Annotated in this window: 11 protein-coding genes; 2 read left to right on the top strand and 9 right to left on the bottom strand. The window is 52.8% G+C overall.

Translation table 11 applies throughout. The annotated features are described in order from the left end of the window. Positions 1-30: 30 nt before the first annotated feature. Positions 31-1,032, bottom strand: coding sequence for a sugar phosphate isomerase/epimerase family protein (locus JUB14_RS25050; RefSeq protein ID WP_207509610.1), 1,002 nt, complete (start codon positions 1,030-1,032; stop codon positions 31-33). Positions 1,033-1,198: 166 nt separating this feature from the next. On the opposite strand from JUB14_RS25050, the gene JUB14_RS25045 reads away from it, so the two are divergent. After that, positions 1,199-1,966, top strand: coding sequence for an NUDIX hydrolase (locus tag JUB14_RS25045; protein ID WP_207509609.1), 768 nt, complete (start codon positions 1,199-1,201; stop codon positions 1,964-1,966). A 20-nt stretch (positions 1,967-1,986) separates the two neighbouring features. Here the strand turns inward: JUB14_RS25045 and JUB14_RS25040 are convergent, their stop codons facing one another. The 3 genes from JUB14_RS25040 to JUB14_RS25030 form a co-directional block, all read right to left on the bottom strand. Then, entirely contained in the window at positions 1,987-5,508 is a 3,522-nt protein-coding gene (locus JUB14_RS25040; RefSeq protein ID WP_207509608.1) for a PAS domain S-box protein, read from the bottom strand. 153 nt (positions 5,509-5,661) lie between these two features. Next, positions 5,662-8,187, bottom strand: coding sequence for an ABC transporter permease (locus JUB14_RS25035; protein WP_229368275.1), 2,526 nt, complete (start codon positions 8,185-8,187; stop codon positions 5,662-5,664). Positions 8,188-8,202: 15 nt separating this feature from the next. Then, a complete protein-coding gene (locus JUB14_RS25030) occupies positions 8,203-8,901 on the bottom strand; it encodes an ABC transporter ATP-binding protein (RefSeq protein ID WP_207509607.1) in 699 nt (232 codons plus the stop codon). A gap of 108 nt (positions 8,902-9,009) precedes the next feature. Here JUB14_RS25030 and JUB14_RS25025 point away from each other — a divergent pair, with 108 nt between their 5' ends. Beyond that, the gene (locus JUB14_RS25025) at positions 9,010-9,693 is read left to right on the top strand and encodes an arylesterase (protein WP_207509606.1); all 684 of its coding nucleotides are present in this window, start codon (positions 9,010-9,012) and stop codon (positions 9,691-9,693) included. An 85-nt stretch (positions 9,694-9,778) separates the two neighbouring features. Here JUB14_RS25025 and JUB14_RS25020 read toward each other — a convergent pair whose 3' ends face one another. The 5 genes from JUB14_RS25020 to JUB14_RS25000 form a co-directional block, all read right to left on the bottom strand. Beyond that, positions 9,779-10,405, bottom strand: a complete 627-nt coding sequence (locus JUB14_RS25020; RefSeq protein ID WP_229368272.1) for a DsbA family oxidoreductase — start codon at positions 10,403-10,405, stop codon at positions 9,779-9,781. 193 nt (positions 10,406-10,598) lie between these two features. Beyond that, positions 10,599-12,773, bottom strand: a complete 2,175-nt coding sequence (locus JUB14_RS25015) for a c-type cytochrome domain-containing protein (RefSeq protein ID WP_207509605.1) — start codon at positions 12,771-12,773, stop codon at positions 10,599-10,601. 93 nt (positions 12,774-12,866) lie between these two features. Beyond that, positions 12,867-14,321, bottom strand: a complete 1,455-nt coding sequence (locus JUB14_RS25010; RefSeq protein ID WP_207509604.1) for a DUF1501 domain-containing protein — start codon at positions 14,319-14,321, stop codon at positions 12,867-12,869. A gap of 5 nt (positions 14,322-14,326) precedes the next feature. Next, positions 14,327-16,654: a PSD1 and planctomycete cytochrome C domain-containing protein gene (locus JUB14_RS25005; protein ID WP_207509603.1), complete on the bottom strand. Its 2,328-nt coding sequence runs from the start codon at positions 16,652-16,654 to the stop codon at positions 14,327-14,329. A gap of 71 nt (positions 16,655-16,725) precedes the next feature. After that, positions 16,726-18,165: a DUF1501 domain-containing protein gene (locus JUB14_RS25000; protein ID WP_207509602.1), complete on the bottom strand. Its 1,440-nt coding sequence runs from the start codon at positions 18,163-18,165 to the stop codon at positions 16,726-16,728. Position 18,166 lies beyond the last annotated feature (1 nt).

Genomic DNA, 18,166 nt, shown 5'->3' with positions numbered 1-18,166 from the left:
AACACCTAATAGCTAACAGCTTCTAGCCCCCTACGCCACTACTTTCCTTAAGTTTTGGTAGCTGGTAGTAATGTTCTCAACAGGCTGGGGCGCCATATCCTGCTCCACAAAGAAGTACTTCATACCGGCTATATCGGCGGCGGCAAATATGCGCTTGAAGTCCACCACACCCGTACCTACTTCGGTGATTGTTTTGAGATCCTGCTTAATATCCTTGACGTGCCAAAGGGGGAAGCGGCCGGGCTGCTGCTTGAATAGCTCCACCGGATCTTTACCCGCCTTAGTAGCCCAGGCCAGGTCCAGCTCCATCTTTACCAGATCCTTGTCCGTCTGCGACAGGATCAGCTCGTAAGGCGTCTTGCCACCGGCACTTTCTACGCCGTCAAATTCTGTGGCGTGGTTGTGGTAGGCAAAACCAATACCCGCTTTCTTGGCCGCCTCACCCGTTTTTTGAAATACCTCAATGGATTTATTAATTTCCTCTAAGGTACCTACCGGTGTACTGGCGCATACCAGGTACGACAGCCCGGCTTCCGCCGCTTCATCTATAAGTTGCTGGTAGTTGTCACGCAGGTTGAGCATGGGCGGCATGTTTGCAGGGCGCTGCTGGTTGGTATTGGCTGGCGCCGCTGCTCCGGGCGCCGCCGCTCCGGGAGCCGCTGCTCCTGCTGGCTGATTGCCTGCCGGGGGTGGTGCCTGAGGCCTACGGAAGGGCGCTCCACCCGCGTGATGCGCCCGCCAGGTCATTCCCAGATCTTCCACTAATGCTTTAAATTCCTTAGGCTTATACCCATAGTACCCTCCACGGGTACTGAAAGCTGATTCTATTTCCTTATAACCTACCGCTGCTACCTTTTCCAACGTACCTTTAGGGTCTTCGTTCATGGGACGGAACAACGTGAACAGCTGAATACCGATAGGCTTGGGAGCCGTAATCCCTAAAATATCAGTCGCCTGGGAGAAATGAGGCAAAGTCAGACCGCCGAGAGCAAATGCTCCCGCATTTCTGAGAAAATCTCTTCTATTTTGCATGATCAACAAAAGGTAAAGTAAAAACTGGTCTTGAACTGGTTATTATAGTAGCCGTGAAAGTTGAATAACTTGCAGCCCCATTGCGTAACCAAGACACAAAGTAGCAATTTTAATTATAAGTAGTTAAAATTGGACAGGATTTAATTTATACACTTCTCAGAATATCGTGAATCAAGAAAAAGAAGACATACTCCAGTACGGACAGGGCACATTTCATCCTGGCTTTTCCGTAGACTGTGTGATATTTGGATTTCATGCTAATCAGCTCAGGGTACTCCTGCTGAAGGTGAAAGGCGATGACCTGTGGGCGCTGCCGGGCGGATTTGTTTTTAAGGATGAAGATGTAGAGGAAGCCGCTATTCGGGTACTTAAGTCAAGGACGGGCCTGGATAATATTTTCCTGCGACAGTTTCATTTGTTTGGCAAACCCGACCGATCCAAAACTAGCTTCAACGCGAAGCTTCTGAAACAACGTCAGATTCCATACGATGAAAACCACTGGTTTCTGCAGCGGTTTATCACACTTGGTTTTTATGCCCTGGTAGACTACTCCAGCGTGACCCCCCGCCCCGATTCCAACTCCGAAGCCTGCGAATGGTGGGACCTGCAGCAGATACCTGCTCTTATGCAGGACCACAGCCAGATCCTGGAAAAGGCGCTGGAAGCCCTGCGGCTGCAGCTGGCCTACCAGCCCATTGGATATAATCTGCTGGCGGAGAAATTTACAATGCCTGAACTGCAGAAGCTGTATGAGACCATACTAGGCAAACAGCTGGATCGCCGGAATTTTCAGCGGAAGATACTGGCTTATGATATTCTGGAGCGGTTGGATGAACGCCGCAGCGGCGTAGCGCACAAAGCGCCCTACCTGTACCGGTTCAATCTGGAGAAGTACCAGCAGGCACTGGAACAAGGTCTGGAAGGAGGATGGTAGCCCTTAGGCTACCAACTGTATTATATGGGCTGCACCTGCCTGACCGGCAGTATCACATGGAATACAGATCCCTCATTTTCTTCTGATTCGGCGTACAGGTGCCCCTGGTGGTTCTGAACAATCCGGCGACACAGCGCCAGTCCAATACCCGAGCCGGGATAAATAGTACGGGTGTGCAGCCGCTTAAATACTTCAAAAATACGGTCGGCGTACTCGGTATTAAAGCCAATACCATTATCAGCGAAGGTAATATCATAGTAGACTACCTGTGCATGAGGCAGCTGATACTGCTGTACCTCCTGGGTGGTCAATCTTCTGCTTTGGATAGTGATAGCCGGTGGTACGTCTTCTTTAGAAAACTTGAGCGCGTTGTTAAGCAGGTTATAAAACAGCTGATTGATCTGCAACGGCACCGCTTCTATGGTAGGGAGTTCTCCGATTGTAATCCGGGCCTTTTTCTCTTCGATAGTCAACTCAAAGTCAACCACCACTTTATCCAGCACCTCTCTCAGCTGGGTAGGAAGTACCTTTATCTCTGACTTAAGCAGTCTTGAGTACTCGAGCAGGTCCTTGATCAGCAGCGACATCCGCTCCGACGAGTTGATCACCTTCACCAGAATCTGTTTTGCTTCGTCCGGAAGCCCCTGCATATTACTGAGCATATCCGAGAAGATACGGATCTTGCGAAGAGGCTCCTGCAGGTCATGCGAAGCTATGTAAGCATATTGCTCCAGCTCCAGGTTGGACTGTAGCAGGTAAGCGTTCGACTTCTGAAGCTGCTCCGTACGTAGCTGCACCTGTCGTTCCAGCTCCTGCTGGATGGAGCGCTGTACCGTAATATCCTGGGTAGTACCACGCAGCAGGTATATTTCGCCCTGCTCATTTAAGTAAGCCCGGGCCTGCGTATGAACGATCCGTTCCTGCCCCGTCAATCGGTTTACAATAGTGTATTCTATATCCAATTTACCACTACCCGTCGGACTTAGCTCCCGTTGGGTAGCCTCACTGGTACGCTGCTGGTCCCGTTCGTGGGTACTAAGCGATATATCTTCCAAAGTCACCGGCTGATCCAGGGGTATGCCGATCCATTCTTTTACCCGATCCGAACACTCTACTTTACCTGTTAGCGGATAGATACTCCAGGTACCCAGCTCGGCCAGATCAATGGCTTCGCGCAGGCTTTCCTCCACATCCTTCAACTGTTTTTTGGCTATTACCTGATAGGTAATATCTACGGCCATATTCAGGATAGCATATACCTTACCATCGGCATCATGCAGAGGTTTATAGGTATAGTTGAAATAAAACGTCTGCAGCTTGCCATCTATGATCAGGTCGGCCCGGTCTTCAGTACCGTGGTAGGGTATACCAGTTTCATACACCTGCGTCAGCAGCCTCATAAAAGCCTGCCCCTCCAGCTCTGGTACGGCATCTTCCAGATTTTTTCCAATAGCCGACTCGTCCTTGCCCCACAGGTTCAGCATAGCATCATTAGCCAGCTGAATTACCATATCCGGCCCAACATAAATGGCGGTGGCTACGGGGGCGTTCAGAATCAGGCTACGGAATCGCAGCTCGCTTTCTTCCAGTTCCCGCTTGGCCTTTACCTGCTGAGTTACGTCAGAGGCGATAACGGTCACTCCGCTCACACTTTCACCGGACTCCCGCAGGGGGGCATATACAAAGTTAAAATAGCAGTCTTCCAGCTCGTTATTCCGGTTCAGCCGGGCCAGCGTTTCATAGCCATAATACGCTGTACCGGATTTATATACTCCCTGCAGGAGTTCCATAAATCCCTGCCCTTTGATTTCGGGCAGAGCCTGCAGCAGAGGCTGGCCTATGATTTCGCTCCCTTTGCCCCAAAGTTCCAGAATGGGCTCATTGGCCGTTTCGATCACCATATCTTCACCCCGCAGAAGCCCAATCGCCACGGGAGCCTGGGCAACAATATTCCGGAAGCGCTCCTCACTCTTAATCAGGGCCTCCTGAGTTGCCAGCTCCGGCCTCATATCGCGCATAACGGCCCCCACGGCCAGAGGCTGGCCGGTTATAGGGTCGTCAATGCGAACGGTATTATTATAGACCGGAAATATGTCCCCCGTCTTGAGGTTACGCACCAGCATCTGACCTGACCACCGACCGTTATTCATCAGAGAGGGCAGTACCTCCCGCTCGACCAGTTCAAAATGCTCCGGCGCGTGTAGTTCTGAGATAGGAGTCTGCAGGACCTGCTCTTCGGTTTCGAATCCCAGCATATCCCTACCAGCTTTATTGAGGTAGGAGTTTCGCCCGTCCAGTTCCAGCACAGACATCAGCTCAACACTGTTTTCTACAAGAGCCAGCAGCTTCCGCTGCTCTTCCCGCATAGCTACCTCGGCCGTGATATCCTGCACAATTGCAAAGAAGCTATCCTTATTACCCTGCTCATTATAGACAAGTGTATTATGAATATTCGCCCATATTATCCGCCCATCCTTATGCATATAGCGCTTCTCCATAGAAAAGGAGTCAGCCTGACCAGTCATCAACCTGTTTAACTGCTCATGGCTAGTCGCCAGGTCATCCGAATGCGTAATTTCAGTAAACCAGCCTTTGTATAGCTCCTCGCGGCTGTAGCCCACCATCTCACTAAAGGCCTTATTAACCAGGATAAATCTACCTTCTACGTCCGAGATAACAATCCCAAGGGATGCATTGTCGAAGCCTGCCTGAAACCGCTTCTCTATGTTCATTAAAGCCACCTCCTTACGCTTCTCCTCGGTGATATCCATAATGGTACCCGCAAAGCGATAAGGTATGCCTTCGGGAGTAAAAAAAGCTTTACCCTTGCTACGTACCCATTTGACTTGGCCAGTAGTAGCATCGATAATGCGGTGATCAGAGTGGTAACTACCTCCAAGGATGGGGTCCATTGCAGTCTGTACGGCTTTCCACAAAGAGTCAGCATCATCCGGATGTACCTGCTTCATAGTTTCGCCGTACTGGATATTTCCGCTGCTTTTGGGAACTCCAAATATTTCCCGGCAGCGATCATCCCATACTTCTACTCCAGTCCGGGGGTCGTAGGTCCAGGTACCCATTTCGGCCGCATCCAGCGCGATCCGCATCCAGTCTTCGCTTTCCTGCTGTGCCCTCCACAACTGTACCCTCCCGGAGATATCCGATATGGAACCTACCATCCTGACCGGCTTCTCATCTATTCTGATTGTAAATCCGCGGTCAAATACATAGGCATACGAGCCATCGGCCCGGCGAAAGCGGTACTCTTCTGACCACTCAGCCCCGCCCTGTTCCACGGCACCCATGATACTCTTCCGTACCCGCTCTATGTCCCCCGGATGGATGCAGCTATACCACTGCTCCGAGCTGGGTTTCATTTCATCAGTCCGATACCCAAACAGATTATTAAATCCTTCATTCCACCAGATCCGACCAGACGCAATATCCCAGTCCCAGATAGCATCCTGGGGGACCTGAGCAAGTACTTTACTTATCTCTTTGGCAGAGGCTTGATATTCCAATGGCGTTTCGTCGCTGATCATTTATATACTATGTAGAAGGCTTATCGAATCGGAGTATGCTTATAACTACTGGATCAAAAAATGTTCTAATCCAGCAGACATTTTGCTCTTTTATTCAATAAGTGCAAGGTACATATTTACAACCACATAATGTAAAGGCCGCTACGGTCCCTCTTATACATCCTGTCTCAGTACTTCCAGCGGAGGCCGTGACAGGATACCGCGACTATTGACCAGGCCAATAATAACTGTAATCAGGGACACCAGGACAAAGATGATCAGTACCGGCAGAAACTGAGGCTGGAACTCGGTTTCGAAGTTATACCGGGCCAGAGCCCAGCTACCGGCCAGCGCCAGCAGGATACCCGTAGCCGCCGCCAACGCCCCCAGAAAGAAGTACTCCAGAGCCGTAATGACAAAGATCTGCCGGCGACTAGCGCCCAGGGTACGCAGGAGTACACTCTCCTGTATACGTTGGTACTTACTGATCAGGACCGAAGCCACCAGCACCACCAGCCCCGTCAGGATACTGAAGCCCGCCATGAAGCGTATTACAAAGCCAATCTTCTCGAACAAGTCGTCAAGTACCTTCAGGATGAGTCCAAGGTCTATGATGGAAATATTCGGAAACTGACGCACTACCGCCTGCTGAAAACGCGCCGATACCTCCTGCGAAGGTACATGAGTCAGCAGTACATGGAACTGGGGGGCCTGCTCAAGTACTCCGGTCGGGAATACTACCACAAAGTTGGTCTGGAGGCGGTTCCAGTCCACCTCGCGGAAGCTGCTTACGACGGTCGGGATGAGGGTACCTTGTACATTGAACGATAGCGTGTCGCCAATTTCAATATTGCTACGCCGCGCAAAGCCCTGCTCCAGCGAAACGGGTGCCAAGCCTGTAGCCGGAGCCACACCCTGCCATGCACCTTCGGTAACTTTTTCGGAAGCGGTAAGAGAATCGCGGAAGGTAACCCGGTACTCCCGGCCAAAGAGCCAGCGGGGGACCTCGATGGTAGTGTCTTTCTGCGCTTCCAGAGCTGTATTTCCGTTCACTTCCTCCAGGCGCATGTTTACGATAGGTACCGTCTGGTTGACGGGCAGCCCCTGCTGCCGGGCCAGCGCCACAACTTCATCGCGCTGCGCCGACTGAATGTCAAAGAGTACTATATTGGGTTGATTGCCACTGCTGGATAGCGTGACCCGACTGAGCAGGATGCCTTGTACAAAGTAGAGCGTACAGATAAATGCGGTACCCAGGCCAATAGCTACCATCAGGATTGCCGTCTGGTTGTTGGGACGGTACAGGTTAGCCAGTCCCTGCCGCCACAGATAGCTCCACGAGGCCGGGAAGAACCGGCGCACGAGCCACATCAGTAGCATAGCCATCCCGATCAGTACGAAGAAAGCACCCAGTACACTACCGGTGAATACTGCGGCCTCCCGCCAGTCTTTCATCTGGAGTAGCGTAAAGCCGAAGATAAATAGTACGATCAGGGCATACACTACCCACGCCACCGGGTCTGTGGCACGTCCGGTAGGCTCATAGGAGGCCCGAAGTACATTGAGCGGCGATATCTTGCGGATAGACAGCAGAGGCAACAGGGCAAACAGGATGGAGATCAGTACCCCCAGAACCAGTCCCTGCCCGATGGCTGACCACGAAATATCGGTAGTGACTTCAATGGGAAGAAAATCTTCAATCACCAGCGGCAGAAATTGCTGGATGACTGTACCCAACACCGCCCCGATTACCGACCCGATGATGCCGATGCCCGTAATCTGTATCAGGTAAATGAGGAAGGCCTGCGACGCCTTGACACCCAGACAACGCAGTACCGCGATGGAATTGAGCTTTTCGCGTACATAGATGTGGATAGCACTGGCCACTCCTATACAACCCAGCAGCAGCGCGATAAAGCCTACCAATGCCAGGAAGCGGGTCAGGTCACGGAACGAGCGTCCTGTATCCTCCTTCTGACTTTCGATGGTTTCGTAGCGTAAGCCTTCCACGTCAAGGCGCGGCTTAATCAGCTTGACCAACCCGCCCGCGTCTGTCTTCGGAGCTAGTTGGAAGTAGTAGCGGTAGTTGATACGGCTCCCCTTTTGGGCGAGGCCGGTCTGCTCGAGGTAGCGGAGGGGAATGTACACCGAGGGAGCCACCGTAGTAGAGATACCCGTCTGACCGGGGGCTTTGAGCAGTACTCCCGCAATGGCAAAGGTAATCTCTCCGAGCCTGATGGAGTCACCTACCTGCGCTCCGTACTGCAGCATCAGGGTCTGGTCCACCAGGGCCTGCCGCTGATCACGGAAGGCCTGAGCGGCCGTAGCGGGCTGGGTTTCCAGCTCGCCGTAGTAGGGAAATTCCCCCTTTAGCGCCCGGACTTGCGCCAGACGTGATCCCCCATTCTTCGGGAAGTAGATCATGGAGGCAAAGCTCCGCTCCTCCGACCGCTGTGTACCCAGCGAGTCGATCAGCTTTTGCATACGGGTACCGGCGGGACGGCTCCCGGATATTTCTAGGTCCGCACCCAGTAATTCAGCGGCCTGGTTGTCGATATTCTGCCGGAGGTTATCACCAAGGGAATAGATCGCCACCAGTGCCGCGATACCCAGCACCACCGACGAGATAAACAGCAGCAGGCGGGCCCGGTTACGGCGACTATCGCGCCAGGCCATTTGTAAGAGCCAGGGAAAGTTCATTCTTTCTTTATAGATTTAATTCGAGTCTTGCATCCCGACTCTCTCATCCGAACTGATCCGGCCTCCTTTTATTCTTATGATACGCTGTGTCTTCGCGGCCAGGTCCAAGTCGTGCGTGACCAGTACCAGGGTAGTACCGGCATCCCGGTTCAGGTCAAAAAGCAGGTGTACTACCTTCTCGCTGGTTTCGGCGTCGAGATTACCGGTAGGCTCGTCGGCAAACAGGATCTGGGGCTGGTTGGAGAAAGCCCGGGCCAGAGATACCCGTTGCTGCTCTCCTCCACTGAGCTGGGTAGGATAATGATGACTGCGGTCGGCCAGACCCACCTTATCTAGCAGGTCCAGGGCCCGGGGCCTGATGTTCTTTTCGCCCCGTAGCTCCAGAGGTACCATTACATTTTCGAGCGCCGTGAGGGTAGGTAATAGCTGGAAGTTCTGGAATATAAAGCCCACGTAGCGGTTACGCACCGCCGCCAGCTGGTCTTCGCTCAGCCCATCCAGGCGGGTATCGTGCAGGTGTACACTACCGGATGTGGCGCGGTCCAGACCGGCACAGAGGCCCAGCAGGGTGGTTTTGCCGCTGCCCGAAGGGCCAACAATGGCCATGGTAGAGCCCGCAGGTACATCAAAGCTCACGTGGTCCAGTACAGTCAGGTCCCGGTTACCGCTCCGGTAGGTTTTGCTCACCTGCTGCAGACTTAGTATTGTATTCATCAAGGGTTTGGGATTAACTTACAGCCGGATTTTTTCCGGTTTTTATTAGCATCTTGAGTTTCTAATTCGTTTAGAAGATAGTTAGTCTGATTTCCATTCATATCTCCTATGTATAAACTAATCTATTATAGCCTGTTTTGTTGGATCTTCCTACTAGTTTCCTGTAATAATAGCAAACAGGAGTCGGCAGAACAACCACCGGCTACTGCTCAGTCTGACACCACCGCTACTGCCCGGCAGGTGAAGACCATACTTTTTTTTGGGAATAGCCTTACCGCCGGCTATGGACTGGATCCATCCGAAGCATTCCCGGCCCTGATTCAGGAGCGGATCGACTCCCTAAACCTTCCCTACAAGGTCATCAACGCCGGTAATAGCGGCGAAACCACCGCGGGCGGTAATGGCCGGGTAGACTGGGTACTGCGCCAGCCGGTTGATGTGTTTGTACTGGAACTAGGAGGTAACGATGGCCTGCGGGGTATACCTGTATCCGAAACAAAAAAGAACCTGCAGTCAATCATTGATAAGGTACGAGCCAAGTACCCAGAGGCGAAGATCGTACTGGCCGGTATGCAGATCCCGCCCAATATGGGAGCCCGGTACGCCACTGACTTCAGGAATATCTATCCTGAACTGGCTCGTAAAAATGACATCACGCTGATCCCCTTCCTGCTCGAAGGAGTAGGTGGCGAAGTAAAGCTCAACCAGCGGGACGGTATTCACCCCACTGCCGAAGGCCACCAAATCTTGGCCGAAAATGTGTGGGAGGTACTGAAAGATGTTGTATCGTAATGTGTAGCTACCCGTGGCACTGCTCAAAGCGGTGCCACAGGTCTTATTTAGCTGTTCCGGAGTTAAATCTCAACGTACAGCTTTTCTAAACAGCTCCTGATTCCTTCGCGATTACTCTTTCAATAGTTTCCCGGGCATTCAGTCCCCGCAGTACGGTATCTCCAATAATAAATGTAGGTACCGCCGTAATGTTAGCCTCTTCATAAGCATGTCGTAGCGCCTTCTGATGCGCCTCTTTATACTTGCGCGCAACAAGTACCTCCCTGTACTCCTCCGCGTCCAAACCTACCTCAGCCGCCAGTCGGATTAGTATATCTATATCGCCTATGTCCAGCTCCTCCTGAAAGAAGGCTTTCAGCATTCGTTCATTGTACTCCTGCCCTTTGCCTTTTTCGCGGGCGTACTGGTACCCCTCAAAAGCCAGGTGCGTGTGGGGCTGGGGCGACACCCTCGGGAGCCTGATCGGCACGTCCAGTTGCCTGGCTAGCGGGTACACAGAGCTCCTCCATGTATTCTGCAGGTAGTCACCTTCGGGCCTCAGTGTCTCCGCCGGATAGGGCCGTAGCTCATAAGGCATCCATTCCACCTCCACATCCTTCCCCTGAATGGCCTCATCCAGCGGCTTCTTCGCCAGCAGGCAGTACGGACACACATAGTCCGAATATACTTTTATCTTCAGAGCCATAGTAGTACTTGTTTTAGTCTTAGCCATTGGGTTGACTAAAACTGTTCCAAGTTATTAATTTAGCTACTACATAAAGTAAGTCTGAGTTCTAGGTAGAACGGGAATACTTCGTAAAGGCAGCTGCATAAGATACCGGACTACCTGAAATACGCCGTAAACCCGTGCCACGGTTTAAACCGTGGCACGGATAGATTGGGTAAGTAGAAGTACTATCCTATCCCTAATTCACAAACACCTCATCGACCAGCAGCAGCGCCTTGTTCCCCTTGTTGTTATGCCAGGCTGGCATCTCATTAAGCGGTTTGGCTACGACTTTAATAAATGTGACGGATTGCGGTTTGAAGGCAGGCCCATAGGCACTGAGGGATGGTTTGGTTTTTTTGGTAGGTATTGTGGGCCGATAGGTACCTAACAGCTTCAGCTGTGACTCTGTGGCACCTCCCCACACCTCTACCATAGCGGGCGGGAATATGCCATTCTCAGGCTCCACCATCGTACGCAGAGCAACGGAGCTAATGGTTACCGGTTGTTTGAATTCGGCTACGAAGGCCAGGTCATTATCCCGGACGCCGGCCCAGTTGTTGGCCCAGGCGGGACTATTGGCATTAAATGTACCCAGCTTTTCATTGAAGAAGGTACGGTTCCGCTCCGCCTGATGCACCCGGTTGAGCGGAAGCAGCAGCCGAACGCTGTCGGGCTTGTAGGTACTCTTGTAAAAGTGGATTTGCGCCACCTCACTGCCCAGCCACCCCTCCTTATAGGCCCGGGCTTTGACGGAGGTACTTGTACGCAATAGGGTACCTTCCTTAAATACGGGCGAATGAACGCTGTCGGGCTCTGTACCGTCGGTGGTGTACCGAATCTGGACACCCCGGATGGGATGCTTTAATAGCATGGGCAGCGACTCCGTAAAAACCGTGGACTGGTTGCCTGCCTGTGGGGGATTCAATTTGAGTGGGTTAAGGCCATCGTCCTGGAAGCCCGCAATGAAGCGGATGCCCGGAAATCCTTTTTGCAACCGCTGTATATCCTGATCCGTCAGCCCGGTATCCCAGACCGACACGGTCTGCAGGCTTTTGATGGCTCCTAAAGACTTTTGCAAATCTGCGTAGGCCACCTGCGTTCCGGACAGGGAAAGACTCTTCAGCTTCGTCAAAGAAGCCAGCTCGCTGAGTCCTTTGCCCGAAATATCCGTAAAGTTCAGATTCAGCTTTTGCAGATTCTCAAACTGGCTGATCTTTTTCAGATCCGCATCTTTAACGGGCATCTTCGACAGGTTCAGGAATACGATCTGCTTCTTAAGCTCGCTCAGCTCCTCTATCTGCTCCGGGGCATATTCATTCTTATTGTAGATATTGACCGATAAGGCGGGCGACTCCCTCGCCAGGGGCGCAATAGAACGGTAGTTATTAGTGAGCTTCTGAATAACATCGTCATCCGCCGCCGCGAAAGTGTAAAGCTCCGTGGGACTCTCAGTGTTGAACATGCTTGCGGCCAGAATCCTCAATGTATCCGTAGCGGGCAGGTCAAGTACCTTCTTTCTAAATTCAGCCCGGCCCTTCACCCACCACGACAGCAACGCTATCTCTTCCGTCGTTAACTGTTCCTTGCCCTTAGGCGGCATATGCTTCTTTTCCTCCATAGGCAGGTGCAGGCGTTTCAGCAGCAGGCTCTGCTCCGGCATTCCGGCTACAAACAGTTGCCCGGTTTTCCCTCCTTTCCGAATGGCGGCTTCGTCGGTGAGTAGTAGTCCGCCTTTGCTCTTCCCGGAGTTATGGCAGCTCACGCACTTCTGCTGGAAGATGGGCTGGATGACATGATCAAATACCTGGGCCTCTTCGAGCGGGACAAGGTCTTCCTGCTTTTGCCCCATCAAAGGCTCTACCACAAAGCCATCGCCATGGGTAAGGGTAGCTCCATAATGCCCGGCTACGAGCAGAAGAACCACCATGAGGAGGGCTCCGCCCCGAGCCGTAGCCGCCTTGTACCAGGAGGCACTCCGGCTCCAGTATAGCAGGAGAGACAGCCCAAATACACTGATCCCTGCCCATTTATGCCATTGCAGCGTTTCTCCGGTATAGCCCTCTTCGCGGGCAAGGAACAATCCCATGATCACGGCCAGAGCCGATGATAACGCGCCGAACAGGAGCAGGTTATTGAGGAAGACGCGGTAGAAGGGCTCAGCAGCGTAGCGGCTGTTGAACCGAAAGAATTCCATCCCCATCGCCAGGAGCAGGATGACCAGGGGAAAGTGCAGGAGCATAGGGTGCATTCGGCCAAAAGGCTGCAGCCACACAGGTACCACCAGCCGGTCCTCTACCAGTAGTAGAAACAGGATAAAGATACCGGCGGCTATAAGTACCTGTTCGGCTATTCCTTTGACTTTGCTATTCATATAAAAGAATTTCTTTGCTTCTCTATCTACCCCATGGCCTGTGCCAAACAGGCTCCAGGTTTCCTACCGATAGGACGGAAAACCTACTAGCTCCTAGCTAATTATATCCCTGACTACTTTTCCGGAGATATCGGTAAGCCGGTAGCGGCGGCCCTGGTGCTTGAAAATCAGCTTCTCGTGGTCCAGCCCCAACTGATGCAGCACCGTAGCCTGAAAATCGTGTACATGTACCGGATTACGGCTGATGTTATAGCCAAGTTCGTCAGTTTCGCCGTAGACGATACCGGGTTTGATACCGCCACCAGCCATCCAGATCGTAAAGCACCGCGGGTGGTGATCACGGCCGTAATTATCCTTAGTCAGTTTGCCCTGGGTATAGCTGGTACGGCCAAATTCACCGCCCCAGATTACCAGTGTTTCGTCCAGGAGTCCGCGCTGCTTGAGGTCGGTCACCAGCGCGGCCGACGCCTGATCTACATCTTTGGCCTGACTGGTTATCTCGAAGGGTAGATTGCCGTGCTGGTCCCAACCCTGGTGGTACAGCTGCACAAAGCGAACGCCACTCTCGGACAGCTTACGCGCCAGCAGACAGTTGGCCGCGTAGGTACCGGGTACGAGGCAGTCAGGACCATAGAGCTTGATGATATCATCCGACTCCCGCGACAGATCCATCACTTCGGGTATGGCAGTCTGCATGCGGTAGGCCATTTCGTACTGCTTAACCTTTGCCATGATCTCCGGGTCGCCAAACTCATCGTAGGCTAGCTGATTCAGCTCGGAGAGCTGGTCCAGCATCTGTCGCCGGTCGTGCCGGTTCATCCCCTCCGGGTCGCGCAGGTACAGTACCGGATCTTCGCCCTTACTAAACTGCACCCCCTGGTGAATAGAGTCCAGGAAGCCGTTGGACCATAGCTTGGAATACACGCCCTGTCCGTTGCCGACTCCCCGCGAAAGCAGTACTGTAAAATCGGGTAGGTTTTTGTTTTCATTCCCTAACCCGTAGCTCAGCCAGGCTCCCATACTCGGCCGGTTGCCCTGCTGCGAGCCGGTTTGCAAGAAGGTAAGCGCCGGATCATGGTTGATGGCTTCGGTATACATGGACCTGATGATACAAAGATCATCCACGATCTTGGCCGTGTAAGGCATCAGGTCACTTACCCATGCGCGGGACTGGCCGTACTGTTTAAAATCCACAAAAGAGCCTACCAGCGGAAATGAACTTTGATTGGCTGTCATACCCGTTAATCGCTGGTTGCCCCGTACCGAAGGCGGTATCTCCTGCCCCATCATATCCCTCAGCTTCGGCTTGTAGTCGAATAGCTCCTGCTGCGAGGGTGCTCCGTTCTGGAACAGGTAGATGACCCGCTTGGCTTTGGGAGCAAAATGAGGAATACCGGGTGTTAGCCCATCCTCTCCTCTTCCTCCTCCTTTAAAGAGGTCAGGAATCATGAGGGAGCCCAAAGCGACCCCTCCCAGCCCCAGACTTAGACTGGACAGGAAGCGGCGCCTGTTAAAGCTCATCCCGTATTCTAACATCTCCTTTTCCATACCAGCTAGGTTTTTGTAATAGTTTCTTCCAGATTATAGAGGGTATTTACCACCCGCATCAGGGCAGCAAGCTTCTTTTTATCCACACCCTGAGCCAGGGGGTACTCTCCTACGGATACTATCTTTTCGGCGGTGGAGGCCTCTATCTTTTTCAGCTCCTTATCGTAGTAAGTAGTCAGTAGTGAAAGCTCCTTCTCGCTTGGTTTTCGGCAGACGATCAGCCGGAAGGCTTTGGTGATCTGGTCCTGAGTTGAACCCTTCTCCTGCAACAGACGGGTTGCCAGTACCCGGGATGCCTCCAACACGGCCGGGTCGTTCATCATAACCAGCGCCTGCAGGGGCGTATTCGTTTTAAGTCGCTTTACTTCACACTGGTCACGGTTGCTGGCGTCGAAGATACCCAGGGCGGGTGGGGGTACCGTGCGCTTGATGAGCGTGTACATGCCCCGTCGGTACAGCGCCGAGCCATGATCCTGGTTATAGGCAGAAAGCAGCCCACGGCCCGACGTAGCTCCTTCCCATAGCCCGGCAGGCTGGTAAGGCTTCACGGGAGGACCACCAATAGCCAGATGGAGCAGGCCACTGCTGGATAGCACCAGGTCCCGTACAAACTCCGCATGAATGCGGTAGCGGGGGCCCCGGGCCAGTAGTATATTGTCCGGGTCGGCCTGTAGCTTGTCTTTAGTGATAACGGCTGACTGGCGGTAGGTAGCAGACATAACCATCTGCTTCACCAGCCGCTTGATATCCCAGCCGTGCTCCCGAAAATCAACCGCCAGCCAGTCCAGCAACTGGGGGTGCGATGGGAGTTCGCCCTGCATACCAAAGTCTCCGGCCGTTTTTACAATGCCCTGTCCAAATAGCTCCTGCCAGACCTGGTTGACAAACACCCGAGCGGTGAGAGGATTGTTCTTATCAAACATCCATTGAGTCAGGCCCAGGCGGTTTTTAGGGTACTTGGGGTTGAAAGGTAAAATGGCCTGCGGAGTACCTGCCTGTACTTCCTCTCCCAGGTTATCATACTCTCCCCGATTGAGGATATACGACTTGCGTAGCGTATCCAGGTCCCCCATCACCGACACGATAAGTCGGTTGGTGTCGGGCTTATTGATAAACGTCAGGATGCTTTTGACCTCCTCGTTGCTGATCTCCATCAGGGGCTTCTTAGCGTAGGTTTCGGGGCCACCGATCACGGATTCAATGCCTTTTTCGTCTACATTGTTGAAGAAGGCGTAGAGCTGGTAGTATTCTTTCTGAGAGAATGGATCGTACTTATGATCGTGGCAACGGGCGCATTCAACTGTTACGCCCAGCAGGCCTTTCCCCAACAGATCTGTGCGGTCGGTGACGTAGGAGACCCGATACTCTTCGGGAATGACACCTCCTTCTTCCGTAATTTTATGATTTCGGTTGAAGCCAGTTGCCAATAATTGCTCCTTCGCTACCTTATCATTTTTCTTGGGCAGCAGATCCCCCGCCAACTGCCAGGTCACAAACTGGTCATAAGGCATGTTTCGGTTCAGCGCGTGAATGACCCAGTCGCGCCAGGGCCACTGCGTACGGTAGCCATCGTCCTGATAGCCATGTGAATCGGCGTATCGAGCCAGGTCCAGCCAGTGCAGCGCCATCCGCTCGCCATAGGCCGGGCTCTTCAGGAGCTGGTCCACTACCTTTTCGTAGGCTTTGGGGCTGTTGTCCGCCATGAACTGCTCCATCAGGGCCAGGCTGGGTGGCAGGCCGGTAATATCCAGACTGAGCCGCTTCAGCAGGCGCTCTTTATCGGCCTCCTCGTTGGGTACCAGGCCTCTTTGCTCCTGCTTGTGTAGTACAAAATAGTCAATTTCGTTTCGGGGCCAATCCTGCTTTTCTACCTGTGGCAGGGCTGGTTTTTGAGGTATTACAAAGGCCCAGTGCTTCTCATACTTTGCCCCCTGCTTGATCCATTTTTCGATTAGATCTATTTCGCGGCTTGTGAGCTTGAGGTTAGAGTCCTTGGGAGGCATAATGATACTAGTATCTTGGGATGACACTCTCCGAAACACTTCTGACAGCTCGGGCTTACCGGGAACAATAGCGTGTGCTCCGGGATTATCAGCCAACGCCTTGTAGGCACTATCCGCCATGTCCAGTCGCAAGCCCGCCTCCCGCTTGTTGGCATCGGGGCCATGGCAGGCAAAACACTTGTCGGAGAGAATGGGCCGGATGTCAAAGTTGTAGCTGACTACCTCGGGCAACTTCTCATCACCTAAGGTAGCGGAGCCGGTAGTACATGACTGTATAGTACAGGCAATACCTGCTGCTATATATACCAGGCTGTAAAGTTTCCTGCGCATACTGAATATGTTTTAGGGAGGGATTAAGTCTCTCTTCCTCTTGCGGCCTATTGTAAAGCTTTCGATCCTACTCAGGAGAGCAAATCCATTACGGGTTTTCCTTTGCCATCGGGAGTAGTGTAGAAAGGTCGTTTTTCTATTTCATAGTTGGTATCAGGCGGAATACCCAGCGCATGGTAGATGGTCTGGTGAATACCGTCAATGCGTACCGGGTTCTCGATGGTTTTACAGGGACGCTCGTCCGCCGTCTTTCCGTACACAAATCCTTTCTTGATTCCTCCTCCGAACATCAGTACTGAGCATCCGTCCGTGAAATGTCTGTGCATGCCGTAGAATTTGATATCCGATAGTATATCCGGCTGATTGACCTGCTCCAGTACTTTAGCGTCGGGTCGGCCTTCCACCATCATATCCCGGCTGAATTCACTGGCTAGGATCACCAGGGTTCGGTCCAGATGGCCCGTTTTGTCCAGGTCTTTGATCAGCTGCGCTACCGGCCCGTTAATCATCTTTTTCATATCCTGCAGTCGGGTGTGGCCGTTTTCGTGTGTGTCCCAGCCCATGAATGGCTCATACTCCGTGGTCACGCTGATAAATCGGGCGCCCTGCTCCGTAAGCCGTCGCGCCAGCAGACAGCCCAGCCCAAAGCGCCCGGTATTGTACACATCGTAGCTCTCCTTTGGCTCATTAGTCAGATCAAATGCCTTGGCTTCGGGCGAATTGAGCAGCATATAGGCTTGCTCCATCGACCTTCGCAGGGACTCTTTCTGATAGTCACTTCCATACTCCCCGTGAGGACTATTGCTTATGAGTTCGTTGTACAACTGATTGCGCCGCTCAAACCGCTTCGCATCCATCCCTACTGGAGGACGTACGCTCTCCAGCCCTTTACTGGGGTCGGGTATGAAGAAAGGACCGAACTCATTACCTAGGAAACCGGCCGTGTGAAAGGCTTTCAGTTCTTCACCCTCGCCTACGGTGAATCGTTGTCCAATGTCAATAAAAGCAGGTATGACCGGATTTTTAGGTCCTAACTCTTTCGCTATCCAAGCGCCTATGTGAGGGGCGGCTACTGTCTGGGGGGGCTCATAGCCGGTATGCCAGTGGTACTGGTGGCGCGAATGCAGGATGTGCCCCAGATCAGCGGCTACGTAAGATCGGATGAGGGTACCTTTATCCATCACCTTTCCGATGGACTCCAGCCCTTCGGAAAGGTGGATTCCATCCAAAACAGTAGGTACTGATTTGAAGGTACTCAGCACCCGATTACCCTCCATGTCCTTTTCGAAGGGTGTATAGCGCTTGGGGTCGAAGGTTTCGGTATGGGCCATTCCGCCCGCCATCCAGAGCAGGATTACTGTATCAGCGGTACCTTTGGTACCACCCGCCTTGCCTGTACAACCTGAGAGCAGGCTGCTCACGGGAGCCCCCGCGGCCAGGGCGGCCAGCGTAGCGGCACTGGTACGTTGCAAAAACTCCCGCCGGTTCCAGGTATTTACTATTCTACTCATA

The sequence above is a fragment of the Telluribacter humicola genome (assembly GCF_017355935.1).
Lineage (GTDB): Bacteria > Bacteroidota > Bacteroidia > Cytophagales > Spirosomataceae > Telluribacter > Telluribacter humicola.
Note: the sequence above shows the minus strand (reverse complement) of the source record. Positions and strands in the feature narration are given on the sequence as shown.